The organism is Nocardia alba NBRC 108234 (genome assembly GCF_001612665.1).
GTDB classification, from domain to species: domain Bacteria; phylum Actinomycetota; class Actinomycetes; order Mycobacteriales; family Mycobacteriaceae; genus Nocardia; species Nocardia alba.
In genome coordinates, this window is sequence record NZ_BDAX01000002.1 from 753225 (window position 1) to 775707 (window position 22483).

Here is a 22483-nt window from a genome sequence, read left to right on the forward strand (position 1 = left end):
GTTCAGACCTGGCCGGTGGCTTCACGCCACGCGCGCTCCTTCACGACCCAGACATTGTCCTGCGGGAACTCATCGATACTCGGCACCCGACGGATCTCGGTCTTCGTGCCCGGCACCACGACCGGCATCCGCTTGGCCCACTCGATCGCCTCCTCCTTGGAGGCCACGTTGAGAATGTAGAACCCGCCGAACAGTTCCTTCGTCTCCCCGTACGGCCCGTCGGTGACCACCGGGGTCTCCGACGAGTAGTCCACGACCACGCCCTGGGCCGCGTCGTCGAGCCCCTCGGCGGCGACCAGCACCCCGGCGCTGATCAACTCGTCGTTGAACTTGCCCATGGTCTCGAGCATCTCGTTGAAGTCGATATCGGCCGCCGCGGCCCAGGCTTCGTCGGTGGCGCGCATGATCAGCATGAACTTCATGGTTTCGTCTCCTCGGATCGGTGTGGACCCGCCTGCCGGGCCCTGCGTTCATCCCTAGGTCGAACGGGCACCGCTGCGGATCGACACCCGGCCGAAAATTCTTTTTTCGCGAGCGTTCGGCAGCCTACGACGGTTACCGGATGCGCGCGCCGACGACGATCTCGAATCCCCGATTCGGGTATTCGAGATCATCCGGCGTGATACAGATCGAACAGGTTTGTCATGCCGACAGCCATCCAACGAAGGAGTCACCCATGAGCGCAGTTCTCGTCGAGCAACGCGAGCACGTGCTCGTTATCGTGCTGAATCGGCCCGAGGCGATGAACTCGGTCAACGCCGAGGTGAGCGCGGGAGTCGGCGAGGCCCTCGAGCGAGCCGAGGCCGACCCGGAGATCCGCGCGGTGGTGCTCACCGGCGCGGGCGAGCGAGCATTCTGCGCGGGCGCGGATCTGAAAGCGCTGAGCCGCGGCGAGTCGATTCTCGCACCGGGACATGAGGATTGGAACCTGGCCGGGTACGTCCGGCACCCGATCAGCAAGCCGACCATCGCCGCGGTGAACGGTTTCGCGCTCGGCGGCGGCACCGAACTCGTGCTGGCCAGCGATCTCGCGGTCGCCGCCGACACCGCCACCTTCGGCCTGCCCGAGGTCGCTCGCGGCCTGTTCGCCGCGGCCGGTGGCGCGTTCCGGCTACCGGAGCAGCTGCCCCGCAAGGTCGCGATGGAGATGATCCTCACCGGCGAGCCGATCACCGCGGCCCGCGCGCTGGAACTGGGACTGATCAACCGTGTCGTGCCCGCCGCCGAGGTCCTCGACGCGGCGCTGGCGCTGGCCGGTCGGATCACCGAGAACGCGCCGCTGGCGGTGCAGGCGAGTAAGCGGGTGGCGCTGGGCCTGCTCGACGGCAAGCTCGCCGACGACGCCGCCTGGGACCAGACCAACCGTGAGATCGTGGCCGTCGCCCAGACCGCGGACATGCGCGAAGGCGCCGTGGCTTTCGCGCAGAAGCGCAAGCCGAATTGGCAGGCGCGCTGACGTTCAGTCCCGCTGCTGCGCTCCGATCGCCGATCCCATCCATCGATGCAGGTAACGGCGCAATTCTTCGTCGGAGCGCGCCGGGTTGCCCGGCGACAGAATGAACGACTGCATCGTGCGCAGGACGTATTCGACGAGCTCGCGCAGCGCGGGCTCGTCGTATCCGTAAGCGGCCCAGTCGACATCGAAGCGGCCGATCATGGTCATGCCGAAGGCTTGGGCCGCATCGGAGGTCATGTCTTCCGGGTGGGCGTTGGAATACGAGCTCGACAGCAGAATTCCCATGTGGGGAGTTCTGCGGATGTCGGCGAGGGTGAAGACGACGGCCTCCGTCATCGCTTCGACGGGGTCGCCGAGACCGCCGACCTGGTGGGTCAGTCGATCGAGGAAACCGTCGACCGAGGCGATGGCCGAGGCGGTCATGAGCGCGTCGGCGCTGGGGAAATATCGGTAGACCGTCTGACGGATGACGCCGAGTGATTCCGCCACGTCGGCGATGCTGATCTCCGCACCGGTCCGGCCGATCAATTCGACTGCGGCAGCGACGATCCGGCGCGTCGCCTCCGCATCGTCACCCGGCGGACTGCCGCCCCACCCACGTCTACGCGCCACCAGGTGGACGGTAGCACAACCCCAGGTCAGAGCGAATTCCCGAAAAGTTATCATACACAGAACGGACTAGTCGTATGATTACTTGGGTCAGCCGTAGCCGAACAACGAGGTAACTCACCGTGACCGACCTTCAAGTCCGCAAAATGGATTTCGCGTTCTCCGACTACGACGTGCCGTTCCTGTGGAATCCGCAGAACCCGGCGTTCTCGTCGATGGCCAATGCCGTCTCGTTCCTGGCGATCGGCTTCGAGAAAATGATCGTGCAGCTGATCACGCAGGCGAAACCGCAGATCACCGACCCCGAGGTGGCCGCGGAGGCCGATGCGTTCATGCGCCAGGAGGGCCAGCATTCGACCGCGCATCGCCAGCACGTCAAGGCGCTGATCCGCCGCTATCCCGGCTTGCAGCAGACCCTCGACGCGGTGATCGCCGAGTTCGACAAGCTCACCGCCGAGACCTCGGTGAAGTACCGCCTCGCCTACGTCGCCGACCTCGAGGCGACATTCACGCCGGTGTTCAAGTTGATGCTCGACAACGACAAGAATCTGTTCGCCCCCGGCGATGACCGCGTCGCCTCACTGTTCATCTGGCATTTCGTCGAGGAAGTCGAGCATCGGAGCTCGGCGCTGATCATCTTCAATTCGGTGGTCGACAGCGAGCTCTACCGCATGCGGGTGGCGGCATCGATCTTCCGCCATGTCCTGCAGGTGATCCGGGTGGCGTGCGTGGGCTTCAACGAGCATGTACCACTGGAAGAACGGCAGGTCGACGCGCTGTCGATGTTCGCCAACTACCGCCGGGGCCAGACCCTGCGCCGGTGGCTGCCGTTCCTGCGGCCCGCCGACAACGGGACGATGCCGCGCGCGTTCGACGACCTCGGCCTGCGTGAACAGCTCGTCGCACTGGGCGGCATCATCCGCAGCCAGACGCCCGGACACAATCCCGAGCACGAGAACCTGCCCGCACTCGCCGACGAGTGGTTTCAGCGCTACGAGCAGGGTTACGACGTAACCCGTTGGTACACCGCCGATTCCGTCAGCTCGTAGAAGGTAGCCCCAATGGCCGAACACTGTTCCACCACCTTCGCCGAGCTCGCGCACGAGCTCGGTTTCTCCTGCGAGGAGGCGGGCGGACTCGTCGAGTTCCGCAATCCGTTCGCCCTCGAGAACTGGACCCTGCCGGTCCTCGAACTCACCATCGTCGTCGGCGCGATTCTCGCGCTCTGGTTCGCGATCGTCCGCCTGCGCCGCCACGGCGACCCGACCAATCTCGTGTTGTGGTTCGGCGCATGCGCCTACCTGTTCATCATCGAACCGCCGCTGTACTTCCCCGCCGCGTTCGGCATCGAAGAACACATCGATACGATGTTCGCGCACAACGTCTTCACCGTGGACTTCCTCTGGGGCCGCCTCCCCATCTACATCATCGCGATCTACCCACTGATGGCGACGATGGCCTTCGGCATCGTCCGGATACTCGGCATCTTCCGCCGCTACGGCACCCTGATCGGGGCCACCTGCGTCGGCTTCGTCCACCACGCCTTCTATGAGATCTTCGATCACCTCGGCCCCCAATTGCGCTGGTGGGAATGGACGATCGACAACCCGATCAACCAGCCGATGTTCGATTCGGTGCCGATGGGCAGCGTCGTCGTCTTCGCCTTCCTGTGGCCGATGTCGCTGGCGTTCTGCGTGCAGTTCTTCGTCGGCCGCCACGTCGACGACGGCAGACACTTCTCCGGCGTCGAATTGACCTGGCGCACCATCGTCATCGGCCTGCTGGCCTCGCTCGGCACGTTCCTGCTCCCCCTTCCCGCCACCGTCATCGGCATGAGCAGCACCACCGTGCGCGGCATCGTCTACGCATTGGAACTGGCCGTCCTCGCGGTGGTCGCCGGGGTGGTGATGGTCCGCCAGTGGACCGAGCTCCGTCGGGGAACCGCCACGCCCCCGCAGTACGAAGACCCCTTCGTCCAACGATTCGCCACCCTCTACCTCGTCGTCTTCGCCGGCCTCTGGATCGCCTCCCTGCCCGACTTCTTCGCCGCCGTCGACGGCGAGACGACCAACGGCGACCCCACCGGAAACCTCTGGTACACAGCGGCCTGCTTCGCGGTAGCGATCGCCTCGGTGGTGGCCACCTTCACCGTGCCGCGCGCCCGACCCACCCCGGACACACCCGTGGCGACAGCCGCACAAGTCCCCGGCTGACCCGCCGTCGGCGGCGTCCGCCGAATATCTTCTCCCGTATGGCTTCTCACCTGCGGCGAGACATTCCAGGCGGGCGCTGCCGATGCCCTACCCGACTGCTCGCACGGTAGCCGGGGTGAACAGGTTGACCAGGTTGCCGTCGGGGTCTCGAAGCAGGAGTGACCGGTTGCCCCACGGCATCGTCGTCGGCTCGTTGACGAAGTCCTCGACGGTGTCGCGCAACCTGCGGTAGTCGGCGTCGACGTCGGGGACCATGAACTCGATGATCGCGGTGTGGTTGTCAGCCGGGCGCGCACTGCCCGCGCCGAACAATGCCACAGTACGGACGCTTCCGATCGCGAGCGTGCCGACCGGCGTGACAATCTCAGCGAAGTCTGTTGTAGCCCAACGCGCTTCGATGCCGGTCACCCGCTGATAGAAGTCGACCAGCTGTTCGATGTCGTCGGTGATCAGGCGGATCGAGACAAGGTTCATTGCGCACTCCTGATGTCGGCAGGGCGGTGAGTTCCACCGCCGAATCCCACGGTAGAGGCGATACCGGACAGTTTCCGCCCGGTATCGATGGGAGAATTGCCGGATGACGCGCCCCACTGCCCGAGTCCTGGCCCTACTCGAGCTGCTGCAGGCGGGCGGCACCCATACCGTCGGCGAACTCGCCGCACAGTTGGGCGTGGACGAACGCACTGTCCGGCGATATGTCACCCATCTCACCGACCTCGATATCCCGGTCCACTCGGTCCGCGGCCGCTACGGCGGGTACCGCCTCGCGCCCGGCTATCGGATGCCTCCGCTGATGCTGACCGACGACGAGGCGGTGGCCGTGTTACTCGGACTCCTCACCGGCCATTCCACGACTTCACCCCACGCCGCCGCCAGCGCGACAGCCAAACTCCGCCGTGTCCTGCCCACCCGCCTGGGTGCCCGCCTCGACGCCTTGATGACCACCGCCGAATTCACCACCGGCACAGACCCCGAAATCCCGGCGGAGACCGCCGTCCTCCTCGGCATCGCCGAGGCTATCCACGAACATCGATCGGTCGCGATCGGATACACCGACCGGAACGGACAACCCACTCGACGGACCGTGCACCCCTACGGACTCGTCGCCCACTCCGGCCGCTGGTACCTCACAGCGCTGGACATCACCAGCGACGCCCTACGCCGGTTTCGACTGGACCGCATCGCCGATACGACCACACTCCCCGAAACCTTCACTCCACCTGTCGAATTCGACCCGACCACCGATCTCCTCATCGCTCTCGCCACCGCCCCCTACCGACACGACGTGTCGATTCGGGTCCAGGGCACACTCGCCCAAGTCCGTCCACATCTGCCCGAAACCATCGCGATACTGCACGAAATCGACTCCCCACCCACCGACCCCACCCCGTGGATCCGAGTCCTGATCCGCGCCGAACACCTCGACTGGATCCCTCCCGTCCTCGCGACCCTGGACCGCCCCTTCGTCATCGAACACCCCGACGCCCTCACCGACGCCGTGCGCGCCCTGGGCCAGCGCCTCACCGCGGCCACAACACCTGACCAGAATCCCACCGTCCGGTAACGCGGAGTGGCCGTTCCGGCGTATTCGACTTCGATGCGGCGTCCGGAAATTCCATTGCCGGTCGCTGTTCGAGTGCGAAAACTGTGCCCGTGCGTTTCACGAGCGAAGATCCCGAGATCGAGTGTGTGGTGGCGGCTGAGCTGCGGCTGACGGATCGCGATATCCGCAACTCCCGAGAGACAACATCTGCGCTGCTGGACCCGGAGTTTCACGAGTTCGGCGCGTCCGGCAGGGTGTGGGACAAGGAGTCGATCCTCGATATGATGAGCCGCGACACCTCGGCGACCCCCACAGTCGACGAGATGACCGCGGTTCGCTTGGGAACCACTGTCATTCACGTGACCTACCGGACGCGTAGCCCGGAGAGAACGGCCGTGCGCAGCTCGATCTGGCTGCTTCGCGACGGCAGATGGACCCTCTATTTTCACCAGGGAACACCGCTGGCCTGAATACGCGATTCCAGGAAATGCCTGCCGAGCTGAGCCCTCAGTGCCGTGGGATCGCGACTACCTACTCCGGCGTGGTGGGACTCGTTCGGTTGGAATCATCGCCGAGGCGCGCGTGCAGCCGTTCGCGGACCTGGTCCGGGGTGTATGCCCGACGTTTGCGTTCGGCCCGGACGATGACCACCCCGGTCGCCGCGACACCCGCGGTCCCGGCCAGACCCAATATCTTCCACCAGCGCATGCGCCTAGGCTAGTCGCTGTGCCACGCGAAACACCGATGAGTATCAGCTTGGACGAAGCAGTAGAGCAGACGCGAACGGGAGATCTATGGTTGTTCCGTGGGCATTCCGGCGCCGACCGCGCGATCCGGGGGTTGACCAACAGTCCGGTGAACCACGTCGGCATGGCCGTGGTCATCGATGATCTACCGGCACTGATATGGCATGCCGAGCTCGGTCGGGCACTGCCCGATATCTGGTCGGGTAACCATCATCGCGGAGCCCAGCTGCACGATTTGCGGGCCGCGGTCATCCGATGGAGCCAGGAATACGGGCAACAGGCGTGGTTGCGTCAGCTGGATCGGCCGGTGACCCGCGAGATGGAGGATGCGGCGCTGCGGGTGGTGGCGAGGCTGGACGGCATGCCCTTCCCCTCCACCGGCGCGCTGGCGGGGCGCTGGTTGCTGGGCCGGGTACCGGTTCCGAAGCGGTCGAAAAAGCGCGAATCCGATCAAGCCGGTCTGGAGAACGCCTACTGCGCGGAGATCGTCGCCATGACGTATGAGGCCATGGCCCTGTTGCCGAAAAGACGTCCGAATTGGTATGACCCGGGCAGATTCTGGAGTGGCGACAACCTGCGATTGGCCGAGGGGTATCACCTCGGCGGGGAAATCACGGTGCGTGTTCCCGAACACTGATCTCGGCGTCGGACCGATTGTCGTTGTGGATGGCTAGGATTCGCGTCGTGCCACAGACCTTGCATGGCGGCTGCCTCTGCGGCAATATCCGTTTCCCGTCTTCCAGGTTGCCGATCGTCCAGGACCAGTCGACACCTGCTGCCAGGCAAGCGATATGGAGGCCCCGGTCGATGTCGGCCCGCATGCTCGGATGCTAGCTCTCGCGGCCAGATGCGTTGGGACAGCTGAGCGTTAGGCCAACTCCCTGTTGTGTCGCGACAGTGGCGTGGGTCCGGCCCAGGCCTCCACCCAAAGCAAGGTGTACCGATAATCCTTTGCCGCCGCGTGCTGCGCTGGTCGAGCATTGGGCATGACTTCTGATCTCGCACAGCATTACTCCGGTGCTTCGGAGAACGATCGTCTCTCCAGGTCCCCTCACGGCCGTCTGGAGTTCCTTCGCACACAAGAACTGATCCGTCGCGCCCTCACGGCTCCGATGAGAGTGCTCGATGTCGGCGGCGGGACCGGGGTCCACGCCGAATGGTTGGCGCACGACGGTCACATCGTGCACCTCGTCGATCCCGTGCCCTTACACGTCGAGACAGCTGCGACACTACCCGGGGTAACCGCCGAGCTGGGCGATGCGCGGCGGCTGCCCGCCCCCGACAACAGCTTCGACGCTGTCCTACTGCTCGGACCCCTGTACCACCTCACCGAATCCGTCGACCGGACAACAGCTTTGCACGAGGCCGTACGCGTGCTTCGTCCCGGAGGCGTTCTTATCGCGGCCGCGATCAGTCGCTACCTGTCGGCCCTGGAGACCGGTACCAACGGCACCCTCGACGACACACTGACAACCGCGGTGGGCGAGGTGATCACCACGGGTGACTACGACGGCCACGTCGGTTTCGTTCGAACTCACTGGCATACGGCAGACGAATTCGGTGCCGAGATCGAAGCAGCCGGACTCGTCGATGTCATTACCTACGGAATAGAAGGTCCGGCCTGGCCCACACTCGATCACGCCGGACAACACAGCTTCCGATCCCTTGTGACAGCGGCACTGCACTGTGCACGGCTACTAGAGCGAGACCCGCTGCTGATCAACGCGAGCGCACACCTATTGGCAGTCGCGAGGACCGAGCACTGACCTTGCCCGTGATATCACACGTGAATTTCCGGCGCAGATCGCGTGGCCGGCGGTTGGGATCCGCGAGTGTCAGGTATCCGCATGTGCCGATCAGCGTGGTCCACACCGCCCGAGGTGGTGGCGGATATGTTTGGACACGCTGCGGATCAGCTGCCTACGCTCCCACTCATGACCGCGAACGAGCCGAACGCCAGGTACCTCGACGATTCGAAAGTGCTTGCCGCTATCGGAGAATGGATCGCCACTCGGGTTGAGCCGGTCTCCGTTCGCTTGCCTCTCGAGTTGGCCGAGGCAGCCGTGGCTGCCTGGAATCGCGACGAGACCGGTGAGGTCGGGGAGGAAACCCCCGACCAATTCGCCCTACGAGACCGCGCTGCGGAGTTGGCCCTGATCGGGTTGGCAGTCTCCGAACGTGGCCGCCGCGACGGCGAAGACGTGGTGGTCGACCTCCATGCCGCGTCCGTCGCAGCCGCGATACACGCAGCGCAGTCCCCGGACATCGGTGACAGCGCCGAGCGCGGACCGCACGGGTTGATTTCGCTCGGCCAGACCGAACAGCCTGTCAGGCGGTCTGCTCGCCGGCGAGGAAGGGCATCACGAGGCTGAGCAGTTCCTGCGGCCGGTCCAACGGGATGATGTGACCGCAATCCGGAATGACATGTCCGGTGAGGTCATCGGCGATGGGGCGTAGTTGCCGTTCCAGTGCGTTCCCGACCGGGTGGGCGCCGATCGCCAAGGTGGGGGTGGTGAGCCGGTGGGTTGCCACGGCCTGATCGATCTGGTGGGCGCTGGTCGGCAGTGCGCGGTAGTAGGAGAAAGCGCAGCGAAGGGCATCGGCTCCGGTGTAGGCGTCGATGAACGCATCGTGGATATCTTCTCGCACGCCGCGGCCACGGGTGCCGGTGGCGAGAAACCACGCTATGTAGCGCGCTTCGTGTCCGAGCAGGACCGTTTCGGCGAGACCGGGGACGGAATGGAATCCGAACCACCACGGTGGGCCCGCGACGAGAAAGTCCTCGGCGCCGGGCAGCGTGCCCACCAGTGCTTCCATCACCACCAACCGCCGTACCAGGTCTGGATACCGAAGGGCGAGCAGGACCGCGACCGGAGTGCCTGCATCGATCGCTACCACGGCCGCGGTGGGTTCGCCTAGGGCATCGAGGATTCCCGCGATATCGGCGGCCAGCGTGCCTGCGTCATAGCCGTCCGACGCACGGCTGGTGGCTCCGAACCCGCGTAGGTCCGGGGCTATCACCCGGTACCGCGCGGACAGCGGGCCGATGATCTCGCTCCACAATCGCCAGGTGTGCGGAAAGCCGTGCAGCAGAACGACCGCGGGGCCGGAGCCGGCGACGGCGACATTGGCGCAAATGCCGTTGGTCTCGATCTGCCGCAGCTCGACAGGCGCGCAATGGAGTGGCCGCGGGTGGGACATGAGACCTCCGAGTAGTAACCAATAGTTACCAGGGAACAGTAGGTAACCTCAGTTAGGCTGCCAAGACGGCACGTTGACTACAGGTGGTGAGGTCCAGGTGACTACTCGATCAGCGCACGCGAAGGCAGCGGGTCGCGGCGATCTGTTCAATTCCCAATGCCCTACCCGACAATTGCTGGACCGCATCGGCACAAAATGGACATCGATGGCGGTCAAGGTCCTCGCACAGGCCGACCCGGATGAAGTACGCTTCGCCGAGCTGCGCCGACGAATGCCTGGTGTATCCCAGAAAATGCTGTCGGTGACCCTGCACAACCTGACCCGGGACGGTCTCGTCGCCCGGCGAGTGGAACCGACGGTGCCACCACGGGTGCACTACCGGCTCACCGAGCTAGGCTTATCCCTGGAGGTCCCATTGGCGGCACTGCGCACCTGGGCCGAGGATCATATGGCCGAAATCAACCGTGCCGTTGCCGCCGGCGACGCACAAGCCGGCCCAACCGCCGAATAGCTCGAGTCACCGCTGGGTAGAGCGCTCGACCAGCCGCGCAGCGATGATCGCTTTCAGTTCATCCATCGTTTTGGAGAAGGCGGCTTCGAGATCCACCTCGTACCGGTGGGCCAAGATCAGAACGGACCAGAGGCAATCAGCGAGTTCATGCTCGAGTGCTTCACGACCACCTGGCATGGATCGCGTACCCTCCGCTGCCATCACGAGTTTCGCGAGATCTCCGACATCGCCCACGAAACCGAGCATGAAGTCTTGTCGAGTCCATGTACTTCCTCGTTCGACGAGGTTCAAGTCGTCGTAGAGGTCGTGCACTTCGATCGCACGTGCTTGAAGATCTCGAATGTCCACAAGTCAGGTCTACCAAGATCTTGTGTCCGACGACGAGTGCCGGATAGCGGCTCATGCCGCAGGTACCCGGGGGTTGCGATCGACTAGGGCATGAACCTGTCGAGTTGACGGGCGTGCTCGCGAATGGTGGCTATCCACTCGAACTCGCCGCCGTGACCGGGCAATGGATTCGGGCCGGCCTGCGCATCCTGCATCCCGGCCGCTCCGTGGTCGACCACTGCAGACAGAGACATTGTGATGCCGGCCCGCCGCGCGATAACCAACAGTGTGGCGAGAAACCCGTCCGACAGCGCCTGCACAACTGCGTGACCGGTACGGCGACGCCAGGCTAGAACGGTCGACAAGAACATCTCCAGCACAACAGGATCGACCTCGCACACGTCCGATTCCATCCGGCCGATCCCGGAGGAAATACCTAGTTCCCCCTCGAAGAAACGCACGTGGCTCGAGAACAGCCGTGAAGCGCCGTTCGAGGGATTCCACAGCGTGATCCCGTTCAGCTCGTAGTACTGGCTCATCCGAGCTAGTCCTCGGGGGAAGCGCGACGGTTGCGTTTGGTGACGCCGCGCCGCTTCTTCGCGGCGATACGGCGTTCCTTCGCTCCGCGCGAGGGTTTGGTGGCGCGGCGAACGGGTGGCGGGGCGGCAGCGGCGGCGCGGAGGAGCGCGGCAAGGCGGTCGCGGGCCGCCGCGCGGTTCTGTAGTTGTGCGCGTTGCTCCGAGGCGGCGATCGTGAGCACGCCGTTGACCAGGCGGGTGGCCAGGCGGTCGAGCATGCGGGTGCGTAGCCACTCCGGCAGCGAGGGTGAGTTGGCGAGGTCGAACGACAGCTCTACCCGGCTGTCGGTGGTGTTGACATGCTGCCCGCCCGGACCGGAGGAACGCGAGAAACGCTCGTGCAGCTCGGACCCGGGTATCACCAGCTCCCGAGTCACGGTCAGGTCCTCCGCCATGATCCGACCCCGCTCTATCCGAACCTGGCGACGAGTTCGGTCGCGATCTCGTACTGGCGCACGAGGAATGAGCGTTCGTCGAGCTTCTTGCGTCGCAGCCAGCCGGTTACCTCCGCATTACTTTTGCTGGCATTGCACGACGCACACGCGGGCACGACGTTGCCGAGCGTGTAGCGGCCGCCACGGGAGAGGGCCTGTACGCAGTCCTTCTGCAACGAGGTGGCGGGAGATCGGCAGTACGCGCACCCGCCCCAGGACATCTTGAGCGCGTCCCACTGAGCGTCGGTGAGGTCGTGGGCGACCGCCGCCATCCGCTTCCTGCGCTTGCGTGCGGCGCGAACCTGTTTGCTACCGCCAGTAGGCACGGGGGTCAGAATACGCGTCGCGATGATCGGCAGGGCGCAGGCCGGGCGCACGTTCATGGGTCCGCGCGGTAGATACGGGCCGGCGTCCCCGGGCGGTCGAGGCCTGGTGCCGCTCAGCAGGTGTTCGCCGCGGGCGCGGCGGCGAATCGGTCGGCCAGATAGGTCAGGGCCGTCGGCATTCCCAGCATCGCCTCGGTGCCGTGTTCGCCGATCGGGTTCTCCACCAACTGCACCGGATTACCGGCGGCGCAATACTTCCCGGCCAGCGCCCGTGCCGAGTCGATCGGAGCGAACTCGTCGGCGACAGCGTGATGGAGCAGGACCGGCACGCCGGGTACACCGGGGCGGAACAGGGGGCTGGCTCTGCGCACCACCTGGCTCAATTCGGGGTTGTTCGTGATCGACCCGGGCCACGCTTCCAGCGCGGCCGCGTCGAGGAACGGATACGCGAAGGCGGCGTTGGGCACACAATCGGCGCGGCTCGCGGCCAGCATCGCGCGGCCGGTTTCATTGAGATACTGCGCCACATCGGCGTCGGGATAGGACCGGTCCAAGCCGACCAGACCGACTACGACCGCACCACCGGCGATCCCACCGCTGAAGCCGGCCATGGTGGCTTCCAGGTCAGCGACGACCCCGCCCAGGACGACACCGCTCAATGGCAGTTCCGGGGCGTAGGTGCTGTGTGCTTGCGCGGCGATGGCGGTGGCCTGTGCCCCGCCGGAGTATCCCCACATGCCGATCGGCGCGGCGGGGTCGACGGCCGCGGGCGCGAACGCTCTGGCGGCGCGAATACCGTCGAGCACGCCGTGGACGTAGCCGTCGGCACCGAACAGGTCGGAGTCCGGCCCCTGATAGTCCGGTACGACCAGCGCCCAACCCTGTTGCAGTGCGAACCGAATCATCCCGGTCTCCGCGTACGCGCCGCTCGGACCTCCTTCGATCCCCCCACGCAGCGCGTACGATGGTGCGCATTTCGAGCCGACACCGTCTTCGGCAACCTGGTACGATAGCAGCGGACGCGGCCCATCGCCAGTCCATTCCTGGTGCGGCACAAGGACTGTCGCGATGTAGGCACGGGGCGCCCCATGATTGTCGATTGTCTTGTACTTCACCTGCCACGCGGCAGCGGGCAGGGGCTGCCCGAACGACTCCGCCTCGATCACCCGGGACGCGAGCACGGTCCCATCGGCCGTACCGAAGAGACTTCCGGGCTCTGCGTAGAACGAATCCTGTTCCGGCAGTGGCACTGCCGCAGCCCACCCAGCACACGCCGCTACCAGCGCGCAAACCGCACCGATCGCCGTCGCCCGCACTGTCGCGATCTCCACCGCCCGCATCGAACACCCCACCCCTGAGAACCTGTTCTAGTTTTGCTGGCGAGCGTAACGCATTCGACAGGACCCGCCGCCCGAATCAGTGATCGGGCAGCCGACGGACTCGCACCGCGAACATGCGGGTACCGCCGCTTACCTGCGCCGACCTCGCCGACGGCTTCGTCATCGGATGATCGAAGCAGCGCGAAGGGTGGCCGTTGCGAGGCTGTGCGCACGTGTCGCGGGCAGTCTGCGAACATGATGTCGTGCTGGACGATCGCAACGACCCGGTCCTTATCGAACTAGCCCGTGACATCGACCAGCGTTGTCGGCTGCGTGGGTCCTTCCAGTTGCGATCGGGAATTGTCGCCGATGAGTACTTCGACAAGTACTTGTTCGAGGCCGATCCTCAGCTCCTGCGTCGGATCACCGAACGGATGGTCGCGCTGATCCCGGAAGACACCGAGCTGCTCGGCGGCCTCGAACTCGGTGGCATCCCGCTTGTGACGATGCTGAGCCAGTTGACCGGACTGCCCTCGTTGTTCATCCGAAAGGCAGCGAAAGACTATGGCACGCAACAGCTTGCCGAAGGTGGCGATGCACGAGGCCGTCGCGTCGTGTTGGTCGAGGATGTCATCACCACCGGTGGAGCGGTGGTCGCCGCTGCCGAGCAGTTGCGATCGCGGGGGGCCATCGTCGACACCGTCATCTGCGCGATCGACCGCTCGAATCCGGACCTGAACCAGCTTCCGTCGGTAGGCGTCACCATGCGCCCCGTCCTGACCAAGCGACTTCTCGACACCGTGCATCAGTAGGCGCACGGAGATCACCGGATTGGACAGATCCGGCGAACGACACCTCGACTGATGGTCGTGACAGTGCGATCAGCCGCAGGCTCGCGCTGTCGGCCGCCGTGTGAAAGTAGCCCGTCTGCGTGCCCGCTGCTCTTGCCCGCCGTCGTCGAGGCGAGAGTCGTCCTTCCCACCGTCGGAGCTCGATCGCGCCTGCCCTCATTCTCGGCATATATCGCTTGCGGCGAGTGTAGGCGGTACCGCACAATTGGCGGCCGAGGCCAGGACCTGCGGAAATCGGCGTGATTCGTATGTGGTGCCCGGTAGGCGAGAATTCGGCGAATGGGTGGTTCATGTTCGATGTGATCATTGCGGGCTGTGGGCCGACCGGGGCGATGCTGGCCGCCGAATTGCGGTTGCATGATGTGCGAGTGCTGGTGGTGGAGAAGGAGCCGGAGCAGGTCTCCTCGCGCGTCCGGATCGTCAGTCTGCATGTGCGCAGCCTCGAACTGATGGCGATGCGCGGACTGCTGGATCGATTGCTGGCGCACGGACGACAGCGTCCGGTCGACGGGGTTTTCGCCGCCATCGCCAAACCCGCGCCGGTGGGGCTGGATTCCGCGTACGCCTATCAGCTGGGAATACCGCAGCCCTTCATCAATCGACTGCTCGAAGAACACGCGATCGAGCTGGGTGCGCAGGTCCAGAGTGGTTGCGCGGTGGCCGGTTTCGAGCAGGACGACGAGGGGGTGACCGTCGAGCTGGCCGATGGGGAGCGGCTCCGGTCGCGGTATCTCGTCGGCTGTGACGGCGCGCGCAGTACGGTACGCACACGGCTCGGTGTCGGCTTCCCCGGTGAACCGGCGCGGACCGAGACGTTGATGGGCGAGATGGCAGTGGGCGCGTCGCGGGAAGAGATCGCCGCCACGGTGACGAAGGTCCGCGCGACCACTCCGGCATTCAGTCTCAGGCCCTTCGGCGAGGGTGTCTACGCCGTCGTCGTTCCCGGCGCGGCAGTCCGCGAGGACCGCACGCAACCGCCGACGCTCGAGGATTTCCGACAGCAGCTGCGCGCGATCGCCGGAACCGATTTCGGTGTGCACTCCCCCCGCTGGCTGTCTCGCTTCGGCGATGCCACCCGGTTGGTCGAGCGCTATCGGGTCGGTCGGGTGCTCCTGGCGGGCGATGCGGCGCACATTCACCCGCCCGCCGGTGGTCAGGGGCTGAATCTGGGTGTTCAGGATGCCGTCAACCTCGGCTGGAAACTGGCCGGGCGGATCCACGGCTGGGCGCCGGAAACGCTGCTGGACACCTACCACTGCGAGCGTCATCCGGTCGCCGCGGACGTGCTGGACAACACTCGCGCCCAGGTCGAACTCGCGTCGACCGAACCGGGGCCACAGGCCGTGCGCAGGCTACTCACCGAACTGATGGACTTCGACGCGGTGAACCGCCACCTGATCGAGAAGATCATCGCGACCGCCATCCGTTACGACTTCGGCCCCGGCCCCGACCTTCTCGGCCGCCGCCTGCCCGATCTCGACCTGGAATCGGGGCGCCTCTACGACCGCTTGCGTCACGGTCGCGGCGTGGTGGTGGACCGCACCCGACGCCTGAGCGTCGACGGATGGTCCGACCGGGTCGACATCATCACCGATCCTGGTGCGGCACTGGATGTTCCAGCGCTGCTCCTGCGCCCCGACGGCCACGTCGCCTGGATCGGTGAGCACCAGCAAGACCTGAACAGTCACCTCACCCGCTGGTTCGGCGAGCCCACGGACGCGCCTCGATGACGTCCGCGCGCATCCACACCACCGAGCCATCCGATACTCCAGGCAGGGGACGACCTCGCACGGCGCCCTCCGGCCACACCGCATGGCGCGGCCGCTTCACGGCCCTCCATGGTGTCGGGGCCGGGATGATCGGGGCTCAGCGGCCGGGTTCGTCCGGATGCGACGAACCGGCGTTACCACCATCGCCCGACGCCGGGCCGATCCTGCGTGGCCTCGCCATCCGCCGACCGCCGCCGGGGCGGCCTTCCCCGCCGACGCGTCTGCGGCGCGACGCGTCGAAGTCGAGCAGACTCGCCTGGTGTTCGGCGTTGCCGCCCGGCTCCGTCCCGGCCTGCGCCGCCTCATCGATCGGCAACGATCCTGATTCGCGCTCCAATTCCGCCCGCGTCACCGGCCGGGTCGCCGCCGGGTCGTAGGCGCCGTCGGGAACCGGGGACCAGCGCGAGGCCGCACCGATCTCCCCAGGGTGTCGCCGCGGCTGTCTCGGCAGGCGCACGACGTTCGACGGCCCGTCCCCGCCCGGGCGCTGAGCCGTCTCGGCGGCCCTGGTCTCCGCCAACTTCCGACGCAGCCGTTCCACCGCCTCGAATCGCCTGTCGCCGGGTCCCCGCCCGGATCCCTGCCCTGATTCCTGGTCCGACATCGAACTAACCGCAGGCAGGCGCCGCGACACCCGTCCCGAACTTCGTCTTATTTATTCCGCGCACGTCCATATTCTGCCTCACGACCCGGCCCCAGCGTCAGCCTGTCAGGCCCACCACCTGTGACGACCTCCTGGTCGACGGCCGACGTGGCGCGCAGACCTTCGACGTATTCCGCACCCCAGCGGTTCAGCTCGGAGACGAAACCTCGCAGCTCCCGCCCGGTCGCGGTGAGCGAATATTCCACGCGTGGTGGAACTTCGGCGTAGGCGTGTCGGTGGACGATGCCGTCTTGTTCCAGCTCGCGGAGTTGACGGGTGAGTACGCGCGGGGTTACCTCGCCGACTTTGCGGCGTAGTTCGCCGTAGCGCAGTCGCTCGTCGAGGAGGTACTTGACGATGGTCATCTTCCAGGCGCCGCCGAGTACGGCGATGCTCACTTCGACGGGGCAGCTCCGGATCGCTCGCAGGATCGGCGCTCGAACTTCATCCGTAGTGGCCATGACCTCGATGGTATCCATCTCAGCCATATGGACGAGATTGTGCATACTGCCGATTTCGGTCGCTGGTTGATAGAAACGAGAGTAAGGACGTCGAGTAACGCGAAGGATTCCGGTGGGTATTTCCGCAGTCGATATCGACCAGCGCGCGATCAGCCGAGCGCCTCGTTTCCATCCCGCGTGGACGATCGTGGCCGCGGCGGCCCTCGCGCTCGCCGCGGCGGGCAGTTTCGCCACCATCGCGGGGCTGATCACCGAACCGCTGGTCGAGACGAAAGGGTGGAGTCGCACCGGAATCGGCGCCGCGGTGGCGGTGAACATGGTGCTCTACGGGGCGGTGGGGCCGTTCGCCGCGGCCATGATGGACCGTTATGGCATCCGCCGGGTGACGGCGTACGCACTGACAGCGCTGATCGCGAGTTCGGTGCTCACCGCGATCTGCACCCCGTCGGTCTTCTGGTTCGTGCTGTGGTTCGGCTTCGCCATCGGGGTCGGGACCGGGTCGATCACCACGGTGTTCGCCGCGACCGTCGCGAATCGGTGGTTCTACCGCAGGATCGGCCTTGCCACCGGATTACTCACCGCGGCGAGCGTATTCGGTCAGTTCGCGATGCTGCCGCTGCTGTCGGTGCTGCTCGGACGAGCCGACTGGCGAGCGCCCGTGCTCACGTGCGGAGCCTTGGCGGCGGCGGCCCTGTTCGGCGTGCTGCTCTGGCTGCGCGAGAGCCCGGCCACCATCGGCATCGTCCGCTACGGCGCGGATGTCGATACCGAACAAGCCGTCACCGATCGCCAGGTGAACGCGTTCGCCCGCACGACCACCGCTCTGCTCCGCGCTGTGCGCGACAGAAGATTCTGGGTGCTGGCCTCGATGTTCGCCCTGTGCGGGGCGACCACGAACGGTCTGATGTGGAGCCACTTCACCCCCGCCGCGCACGATCACGGCATGGCCGCCACGGCCGCGTCGGGCCTGCTGGCGATCATCGGTGTCGCCAATATTCTCGGCACCGTCTCCGCGGGCTGGCTCTCCGACCGCATCGATCCGCGACTGCTCCTCGCCGTGTTCTTCCTCGGCCGCGGCGTGTCCCTGGCCCTGCTCCCGATCCTGTTCACCAGCGGACGGTCTCCCGATCTCGTCGCCTTCGCCGTGGTGTTCGGCGTTCTCGATGTCGCGACCGTGCCGCCGACACTGACCCTGTGCCGACGCTACTTCGGCGTCGACAGCGCCCTCACGTTCGGCTGGATCAGCGTCTTCCACCAACTCGGCGCGGGCGCGATGGCCCTCACCGGCGGCCTGATCCGCGACCTCAACGGCTCCTACACACCCCTCTGGATCGCCGCCGCATTCGCCTGCCTCACCGCCGCCGTACTCGGCGCGGTCGGCGCCCGCCCCCGGTGAGCCCTAGGCGGATCAGGTCATTCATTGCGCACAACAACCAGTAACATACAACACATATTTTGCATGAATCGCCTGCTCGCTACGGATGATCGAACCATCACAAGACAGAATCTCTGTTAACTTATAACAGGTACGTCGAAGGGTCGGCGTACGCCGAGGAGGGCCATGATGTCCACAGCCATCGTCGATAGTGGCCGAAGCGCCACCTTCCAGGTCCCGCGACACCCCGCCTGCTCGGGCGCGGACGCCACGATCACCGAATGGCTGAGATGACTCCCGACAGCACGGCAACGGTCGTCGGCCTGACCAAGAAGACCGAGTACCTGGTGCGGCAACTGATCTTGCCGGTCGAGGAACAACACGGCGGAAACGCGCACGATCTGCCCGATGACGTGCGGCGCGCGTTGCAGACCGCGGCGCGGACGGCCGGGGTCTTCGCCCCACAGGTGGGAGCCGCGTTCGGCGGTCTCGGACTGAACATGCATGACCGCGCGCCCATCTTCGAGGCCTCCGGATACTCACTGTTCGGCCCTGTCGCGCAGAACTGCGCGGCGCCCGACGAAGGCAATATGCACCTGATGGAGCGTCTGGCCTCGCCGGATCAACAGCGTCGATACCTGCGCCCGCTGGCCGCGGGCCGAATCCGCTCGTGCTTCGCGATGACCGAGCCGGTACCCGGCGAGGGGTTCGACCCCTCCGTCCTGAACACGACGGCCGAAAGGACCAGCGGCGGTTGGGTGATCAACGGCCGCAAATGGTTTGTCACCGGGGCCGACGGTTCCGCGTTCGCCATCGTGGTGGCGCGCACGAGTGGCGAGCCGGATTCCCGCAGTGGTGCGACGATGTTCCTCGTCGACGCGGACTCACCCGGTCTACGGATTCGACCCGACCGGGAAACGCACCGGGCGACAGTGTTCGCGCGGGAGTCGGAGTTGATCTTCGAGAATCTCGAGGTGAGCGACGACATGGTCCTGGGCGAGGTGGATCGGGGCTTCGACTACGCCCAGACCAGACTGTGGAACACCAGGCTGACCAACTGCATGCGCTGGCTCGGATCGGCGCGGCGCGCCGCGGACATCGCGGTGACGCGGGCCGCGAGCCAGTCCTCCGCCGGGCGCAGACTGGGCGATCTCGGCATGGTCCAGCAGTTGATCGCCGACAACGAGATCGACATCGCGGCGTCACGGGGATTGGTGGAGCGGGCCTGCCTGCTACTCGACGCCGGCGAGCCGTCGGCGCAGGCGACCTCGATCGCGAAGACCTTCGTGGCCGAGGCGGTGGGGCGAGTAGTCGACCGGTCGCTGCAGATCTGCAGTGCGCCAGGATATTCGGAGGACGCGCCGCTGTCGTGGCTGTATCGCGAGGTTCGCTTGTTCCGCATCGACGACGGGCCGTTGGAGACTCAACGCTGGGCGATCGCACGTCGAGCGCTACGAATGGCCGATGAGCGGGCGTCGTGAGGGTCGGCGTATGTCACACGGGGAATCCGGTCAAATTTCCGAACCCTCCCTATAGCCGCTAAGTTAATGTCTATTCTAGACTGAGTTCATCCAGAATTATCGCACTCCAAGTGCTACATCACCGCATATGCCGAACCGACACGGCGATGGAAACGGAATAAGTCATGGATCATTTCAGCAATATTCAGACAGAGCGGGGAGGCTCGGCATCGTCGGCCGCCGAGACCGACCCTCCGCCGACCTGACTGTCGTCAGTACAGCCCGAGCAAGTGAGAGCCACCGATGCCGCTGCCTCGATCACCGCGCCCCGAAGAACCCGATACTCACCTGCGAGTGACCAGTGCCGACCTGGTGGTGGACTTCTGCGGTTGCCGCACCGCCGTACGAAATTTCCTGCACGACAGGCTATCCCACCCGCATCCCTCGATCGTCGCCGTCGAAGTCGCCGACGGCTTCCTGCCGAATCGGCGCATGCCCTGCGAGGCGCTGTGGCTACACCCGTGATCGAAGGCCGGTGAGTTCCGCGCCGCCGATCGGCCGCTCGACATCGCACCGGCGAACCAGCCCAGGCAGTCGGCCGACTATTCGCCGCGACGATCCGGATCCGGCGGCTGAACCAGGAACCGCAGTTCGGTGCGCCGTTTGACGCGCAACTTCCGGTAGACCTGCGTCAGGTGCTGCTCGACGGTGCTGCTCGTGATCCCGAGTTCCACCGCTACGTCCTTGTTGCGCATCCCGGCCGCCGCCAGTTCCGCGACGCGGCGCTCGGCGGTACTGAGCTGGTCCGCGCTCGCGCGGACATCGTCGTCGATCGCGACGTCCGTCGGCTCCGGCGCACGGGTCGCACCCGCGGTAGCCTCCTTGATCAAACGGGTCGCGGTACGGCGCAGCGATTGTGCGCGCCGAGGTTGCCCGAGGGTGTCGTAGGCGCCACCGAGTTCGCCCAGAGCTCGCGCGAGTTCGTATTTGTCGTCGTTGTCGCGGGCGATGGCGGCGGCCGATCGCAAGATCCGCACCCGGTTCTCCCCCGTGGTGGTCAAAGCCAGCAAACGCAGTGAGACCCCCCTCGTGCGATGCAGTTTCGCGGTGCGCTCCAGGTGCCGCAGATGTTCGTTCGTGTAGTCGCCCGCGGCTTCGGGCCGCCCCATCGCCAAGTAGGTCTCGGCGAGATCGTTGCGCCAGGGGACCAGGTGGGGTAGGTCGAGGCCCCACTCCCGCATCAGCGCTCCGCATCGCTCGAAATCGAGCAGCGCGCGATCAGGATCGCCGACCGCGAGGTGGTAGTGACCGCGCGCGTGCAGATACAGCAGCCCGTATCGAGATCGGAACATCGCCTCCGGCACCGGCCGGTCGAGTTGCCTGCGCGCCTCGTCGTACTGCATCGTCGCGGTCAACCCTCGGATGAGGCAGGCGAGGGGGCGTCCGATTCTGGTTCCGAGTCCTTTCGCCGGCACGAGATTCAGCGCGTCGAGGCCATACTTCACCGTGTCCGGCATATCCCCCTGCCGCAGTGAGATCTCCGCGCGCAACGCGGCGAACAGCGCCTGCCAGGTGGGTGCTCGCCGAGCTACCGCCTCGGCGAGCAAGGTATCGCACCACGCGGCGGCGTCATGGAGATTGCCGAAATGAATCAAGCCCTCCACCGCCACGACCAGCGCGTCGATCGTGGCCGCGCCGAGCCGGTGGTGGTTCAGGATCGACTGCGCGGCGAACACCGAACTCTTGTGATCGGCACCCGACATCATCCCGTGCAGAACATCGACGGCGTACTCGTAGGGCAAGGTCGCCGGGTCGGTCCGATCAACGATGGAGCGTTCGCCGACGTTGCCGGGAATTGCCCGCGGATGCGTGAATTCGAGCCAGGACCAGAGGAACTCGATGGTCCGATCGGGATCGTGGGTCTGTACGCACAGCGTCAGCAGGACCTCGTGCGCGTCCTCCTCGTTACCCTGCCACAGCAGGTGGATGACCAGATTCACCAGGTACCCGGGCGCCAGTCGTTCGTTGCGGGCAGCGGCCCGCAGTCGGCCGAAGTTCCGCGTGGCGACCGAGGGATTGCTGCGCCATTCCACTGACACCAGCATCGCCGCGATGGCGGTCCGATCCTCGACATGGACGCTGGCGCGATACGCGAGCTCCAAGAACTTGACCGCCGACCCCGTCTGGTTGTGCAGCAGCGCGGAGTCGGCGGCAGCACGCAACACCGCCACCGCGCCGGGGAAGCGCGCGTATCCGGCCTTGACGAGAAACTGCGCGACGCTGCTCGGCGCCGCGCCCTGACGGTGCAGCACCTCAGCGATCCGGTGATGCAGCCACGCGTTGACGTCGGGGGAGATCCGATCCAGCACGCTGCGGCGCAGTCCGGGGTCGGGGAACCTGAGCCCGGAGAGCAACCCCGAATCGCGTAGTCGGCCGATGACGCGCGCGACGATGTGATCATCTTCGTCGACCACCTGATTGATGAGCTCAGGGGTCGCCAAATCATCCAGAATGGCTATCGCCTGGCATACCAATAGCGATTCTCTACTATCGCTGTTGAATAGGCCACCCAGTAGCCGACGATTCGCCGAAGCATCCGACCGCTGGTAATTCAGCATATGTCGAATGGACGATTTCTCCGCGTGCCAACCGGATGTCCAT

At 65.7% G+C, this 22483-nt stretch carries 27 protein-coding genes; 14 read left to right on the forward strand and 13 right to left on the reverse strand.

Annotated features, from left to right (window positions below):
• Nucleotides 1–2: 2 nt before the first annotated feature.
• On the reverse strand, nt 3–422 hold the full coding sequence (locus NA12_RS05115; RefSeq protein WP_067446555.1) for a YciI family protein: 420 nt from the start codon (nt 420–422) through the stop codon (nt 3–5).
• Between the two features lie 254 nt (nt 423–676).
• On the opposite strand from NA12_RS05115, the gene NA12_RS05120 reads away from it, so the two are divergent.
• A complete protein-coding gene (locus tag NA12_RS05120; protein WP_067446558.1) occupies nt 677–1456 on the forward strand; it encodes a crotonase/enoyl-CoA hydratase family protein in 780 nt (259 codons plus the stop codon).
• A gap of 3 nt (nt 1457–1459) precedes the next feature.
• Here NA12_RS05120 and NA12_RS05125 read toward each other — a convergent pair whose 3' ends face one another.
• Nucleotides 1460–2068 carry a TetR/AcrR family transcriptional regulator gene (locus tag NA12_RS05125; protein WP_067446562.1) on the reverse strand — a complete coding sequence of 203 codons (609 nt, stop codon included), beginning with the start codon at nt 2066–2068 and terminating at the stop codon, nt 1460–1462.
• A gap of 119 nt (nt 2069–2187) precedes the next feature.
• Here NA12_RS05125 and NA12_RS05130 point away from each other — a divergent pair, with 119 nt between their 5' ends.
• Nucleotides 2188–3114 (forward strand): metal-dependent hydrolase, encoded by a 927-nt coding sequence (locus tag NA12_RS05130; protein ID WP_067446565.1) that lies wholly within the window; start codon nt 2188–2190, stop codon nt 3112–3114.
• Between the two features lie 12 nt (nt 3115–3126).
• Nucleotides 3127–4278 carry a hypothetical protein gene (locus NA12_RS05135; protein WP_067446568.1) on the forward strand — a complete coding sequence of 384 codons (1152 nt, stop codon included), beginning with the start codon at nt 3127–3129 and terminating at the stop codon, nt 4276–4278.
• Between the two features lie 87 nt (nt 4279–4365).
• Here NA12_RS05135 and NA12_RS05140 read toward each other — a convergent pair whose 3' ends face one another.
• A complete protein-coding gene (locus NA12_RS05140; protein ID WP_067446572.1) occupies nt 4366–4752 on the reverse strand; it encodes a VOC family protein in 387 nt (128 codons plus the stop codon).
• A gap of 103 nt (nt 4753–4855) precedes the next feature.
• On the opposite strand from NA12_RS05140, the gene NA12_RS05145 reads away from it, so the two are divergent.
• Nucleotides 4856–5842 (forward strand): helix-turn-helix transcriptional regulator, encoded by a 987-nt coding sequence (locus NA12_RS05145; RefSeq protein ID WP_067446575.1) that lies wholly within the window; start codon nt 4856–4858, stop codon nt 5840–5842.
• A gap of 89 nt (nt 5843–5931) precedes the next feature.
• The gene (locus NA12_RS05150) at nt 5932–6291 is read left to right on the forward strand and encodes a nuclear transport factor 2 family protein (protein ID WP_067446578.1); all 360 of its coding nucleotides are present in this window, start codon (nt 5932–5934) and stop codon (nt 6289–6291) included.
• 61 nt (nt 6292–6352) lie between these two features.
• On the opposite strand, the gene NA12_RS34085 is transcribed toward NA12_RS05150, so the two are convergent.
• Complete coding sequence (locus NA12_RS34085) at nt 6353–6529, reverse strand: hypothetical protein (RefSeq protein WP_165914810.1); 177 nt, start codon at nt 6527–6529, stop codon at nt 6353–6355.
• Nucleotides 6530–6565: 36 nt separating this feature from the next.
• Here NA12_RS34085 and NA12_RS05155 point away from each other — a divergent pair, with 36 nt between their 5' ends.
• The 3 genes from NA12_RS05155 (at nt 6566) to NA12_RS05165 (ending at nt 8939) form a co-directional block, all read left to right on the forward strand.
• Complete coding sequence (locus NA12_RS05155) at nt 6566–7204, forward strand: hypothetical protein (protein ID WP_067446581.1); 639 nt, start codon at nt 6566–6568, stop codon at nt 7202–7204.
• Between the two features lie 349 nt (nt 7205–7553).
• The gene (locus tag NA12_RS05160; RefSeq protein ID WP_067446584.1) at nt 7554–8333 is read left to right on the forward strand and encodes a class I SAM-dependent methyltransferase; all 780 of its coding nucleotides are present in this window, start codon (nt 7554–7556) and stop codon (nt 8331–8333) included.
• Nucleotides 8334–8501: 168 nt separating this feature from the next.
• Entirely contained in the window at nt 8502–8939 is a 438-nt protein-coding gene (locus NA12_RS05165) for a hypothetical protein (protein WP_207905599.1), read from the forward strand.
• Here the strand turns inward: NA12_RS05165 and NA12_RS05170 are convergent.
• Nucleotides 8896–9768 (reverse strand): alpha/beta fold hydrolase, encoded by an 873-nt coding sequence (locus tag NA12_RS05170; RefSeq protein ID WP_067446590.1) that lies wholly within the window; start codon nt 9766–9768, stop codon nt 8896–8898. The two genes, NA12_RS05165 and NA12_RS05170, sit on opposite strands and share 44 nt — an antisense overlap.
• A gap of 97 nt (nt 9769–9865) precedes the next feature.
• On the opposite strand from NA12_RS05170, the gene NA12_RS05175 reads away from it, so the two are divergent.
• On the forward strand, nt 9866–10279 hold the full coding sequence (locus tag NA12_RS05175; protein WP_067446593.1) for a winged helix-turn-helix transcriptional regulator: 414 nt from the start codon (nt 9866–9868) through the stop codon (nt 10277–10279).
• A 6-nt stretch (nt 10280–10285) separates the two neighbouring features.
• On the opposite strand, the gene NA12_RS05180 is transcribed toward NA12_RS05175, so the two are convergent.
• From NA12_RS05180 to NA12_RS34555, 5 genes are all read right to left on the reverse strand, one after another.
• The gene (locus NA12_RS05180) at nt 10286–10627 is read right to left on the reverse strand and encodes a MazG nucleotide pyrophosphohydrolase domain-containing protein (protein ID WP_067446596.1); all 342 of its coding nucleotides are present in this window, start codon (nt 10625–10627) and stop codon (nt 10286–10288) included.
• An 83-nt stretch (nt 10628–10710) separates the two neighbouring features.
• Nucleotides 10711–11145 carry a DUF6086 family protein gene (locus tag NA12_RS05185; protein WP_067446598.1) on the reverse strand — a complete coding sequence of 145 codons (435 nt, stop codon included), beginning with the start codon at nt 11143–11145 and terminating at the stop codon, nt 10711–10713.
• Nucleotides 11146–11150: 5 nt separating this feature from the next.
• Nucleotides 11151–11579: an alternative ribosome rescue aminoacyl-tRNA hydrolase ArfB gene (arfB, locus tag NA12_RS05190; RefSeq protein ID WP_067446600.1), complete on the reverse strand. Its 429-nt coding sequence runs from the start codon at nt 11577–11579 to the stop codon at nt 11151–11153.
• A gap of 14 nt (nt 11580–11593) precedes the next feature.
• Nucleotides 11594–11944: an HNH endonuclease gene (locus NA12_RS05195; protein ID WP_243654914.1), complete on the reverse strand. Its 351-nt coding sequence runs from the start codon at nt 11942–11944 to the stop codon at nt 11594–11596.
• A gap of 113 nt (nt 11945–12057) precedes the next feature.
• Nucleotides 12058–12849 carry a lipase family protein gene (locus NA12_RS34555; protein ID WP_243654915.1) on the reverse strand — a complete coding sequence of 264 codons (792 nt, stop codon included), beginning with the start codon at nt 12847–12849 and terminating at the stop codon, nt 12058–12060.
• Nucleotides 12850–13526: 677 nt separating this feature from the next.
• Between NA12_RS34555 and pyrE the strand changes: the two genes are divergently transcribed.
• Complete coding sequence (gene pyrE / locus NA12_RS05205; RefSeq protein WP_243654916.1) at nt 13527–14075, forward strand: orotate phosphoribosyltransferase; 549 nt, start codon at nt 13527–13529, stop codon at nt 14073–14075.
• A 329-nt stretch (nt 14076–14404) separates the two neighbouring features.
• Nucleotides 14405–15844: an FAD-dependent monooxygenase gene (locus tag NA12_RS05210; RefSeq protein WP_067447506.1), complete on the forward strand. Its 1440-nt coding sequence runs from the start codon at nt 14405–14407 to the stop codon at nt 15842–15844.
• Nucleotides 15845–15980: 136 nt separating this feature from the next.
• On the opposite strand, the gene NA12_RS05215 is transcribed toward NA12_RS05210, so the two are convergent.
• Together NA12_RS05215 and NA12_RS05220 are read right to left on the reverse strand one after the other, a co-directional pair.
• A complete protein-coding gene (locus NA12_RS05215) occupies nt 15981–16487 on the reverse strand; it encodes a hypothetical protein (protein WP_132369871.1) in 507 nt (168 codons plus the stop codon).
• A 47-nt stretch (nt 16488–16534) separates the two neighbouring features.
• Entirely contained in the window at nt 16535–16987 is a 453-nt protein-coding gene (locus NA12_RS05220) for a winged helix-turn-helix transcriptional regulator (protein WP_084472460.1), read from the reverse strand.
• 112 nt (nt 16988–17099) lie between these two features.
• On the opposite strand from NA12_RS05220, the gene NA12_RS05225 reads away from it, so the two are divergent.
• The 3 genes from NA12_RS05225 (at nt 17100) to NA12_RS32980 (ending at nt 20347) form a co-directional block, all read left to right on the forward strand.
• On the forward strand, nt 17100–18383 hold the full coding sequence (locus tag NA12_RS05225) for an MFS transporter (protein ID WP_067446609.1): 1284 nt from the start codon (nt 17100–17102) through the stop codon (nt 18381–18383).
• 260 nt (nt 18384–18643) lie between these two features.
• Entirely contained in the window at nt 18644–19843 is a 1200-nt protein-coding gene (locus NA12_RS05230) for an acyl-CoA dehydrogenase family protein (RefSeq protein WP_243654917.1), read from the forward strand.
• Between the two features lie 333 nt (nt 19844–20176).
• Complete coding sequence (locus NA12_RS32980) at nt 20177–20347, forward strand: hypothetical protein (RefSeq protein ID WP_243654918.1); 171 nt, start codon at nt 20177–20179, stop codon at nt 20345–20347.
• A 77-nt stretch (nt 20348–20424) separates the two neighbouring features.
• On the opposite strand, the gene NA12_RS05235 is transcribed toward NA12_RS32980, so the two are convergent.
• Entirely contained in the window at nt 20425–22323 is a 1899-nt protein-coding gene (locus NA12_RS05235; protein WP_067446613.1) for a LuxR C-terminal-related transcriptional regulator, read from the reverse strand.
• Between the last annotated feature and the right edge of the window lie 160 nt (nt 22324–22483).

Coding starts and splice junctions, on each gene's coding strand:
- NA12_RS05115 (WP_067446555.1), bottom strand. CDS start 422: ATGAAGTTCATGCTGATCATGCGCGCCACCGACGAAGCCTGGGCCGCG.
- NA12_RS05120 (WP_067446558.1), top strand. CDS start 677: ATGAGCGCAGTTCTCGTCGAGCAACGCGAGCACGTGCTCGTTATCGTG.
- NA12_RS05135 (WP_067446568.1), top strand. CDS start 3,127: ATGGCCGAACACTGTTCCACCACCTTCGCCGAGCTCGCGCACGAGCTC.
- NA12_RS05140 (WP_067446572.1), bottom strand. CDS start 4,752: ATGAACCTTGTCTCGATCCGCCTGATCACCGACGACATCGAACAGCTG.
- NA12_RS05145 (WP_067446575.1), top strand. CDS start 4,856: ATGACGCGCCCCACTGCCCGAGTCCTGGCCCTACTCGAGCTGCTGCAG.
- NA12_RS34085 (WP_165914810.1), bottom strand. CDS start 6,529: ATGCGCTGGTGGAAGATATTGGGTCTGGCCGGGACCGCGGGTGTCGCG.
- NA12_RS05155 (WP_067446581.1), top strand. CDS start 6,566: ATGAGTATCAGCTTGGACGAAGCAGTAGAGCAGACGCGAACGGGAGAT.
- NA12_RS05160 (WP_067446584.1), top strand. CDS start 7,554: ATGACTTCTGATCTCGCACAGCATTACTCCGGTGCTTCGGAGAACGAT.
- NA12_RS05165 (WP_207905599.1), top strand. CDS start 8,502: ATGACCGCGAACGAGCCGAACGCCAGGTACCTCGACGATTCGAAAGTG.
- NA12_RS05170 (WP_067446590.1), bottom strand. CDS start 9,768: ATGTCCCACCCGCGGCCACTCCATTGCGCGCCTGTCGAGCTGCGGCAG.
- NA12_RS05185 (WP_067446598.1), bottom strand. CDS start 11,145: ATGAGCCAGTACTACGAGCTGAACGGGATCACGCTGTGGAATCCCTCG.
- arfB (WP_067446600.1), bottom strand. CDS start 11,579: ATGGCGGAGGACCTGACCGTGACTCGGGAGCTGGTGATACCCGGGTCC.
- NA12_RS34555 (WP_243654915.1), bottom strand. CDS start 12,849: ATGATTCGGTTCGCACTGCAACAGGGTTGGGCGCTGGTCGTACCGGAC.
- NA12_RS05210 (WP_067447506.1), top strand. CDS start 14,405: ATGTTCGATGTGATCATTGCGGGCTGTGGGCCGACCGGGGCGATGCTG.
- NA12_RS05215 (WP_132369871.1), bottom strand. CDS start 16,487: ATGTCGGACCAGGAATCAGGGCAGGGATCCGGGCGGGGACCCGGCGAC.
- NA12_RS05220 (WP_084472460.1), bottom strand. CDS start 16,987: ATGGCCACTACGGATGAAGTTCGAGCGCCGATCCTGCGAGCGATCCGG.
- NA12_RS05230 (WP_243654917.1), top strand. CDS start 18,644: ATGGCTGAGATGACTCCCGACAGCACGGCAACGGTCGTCGGCCTGACC.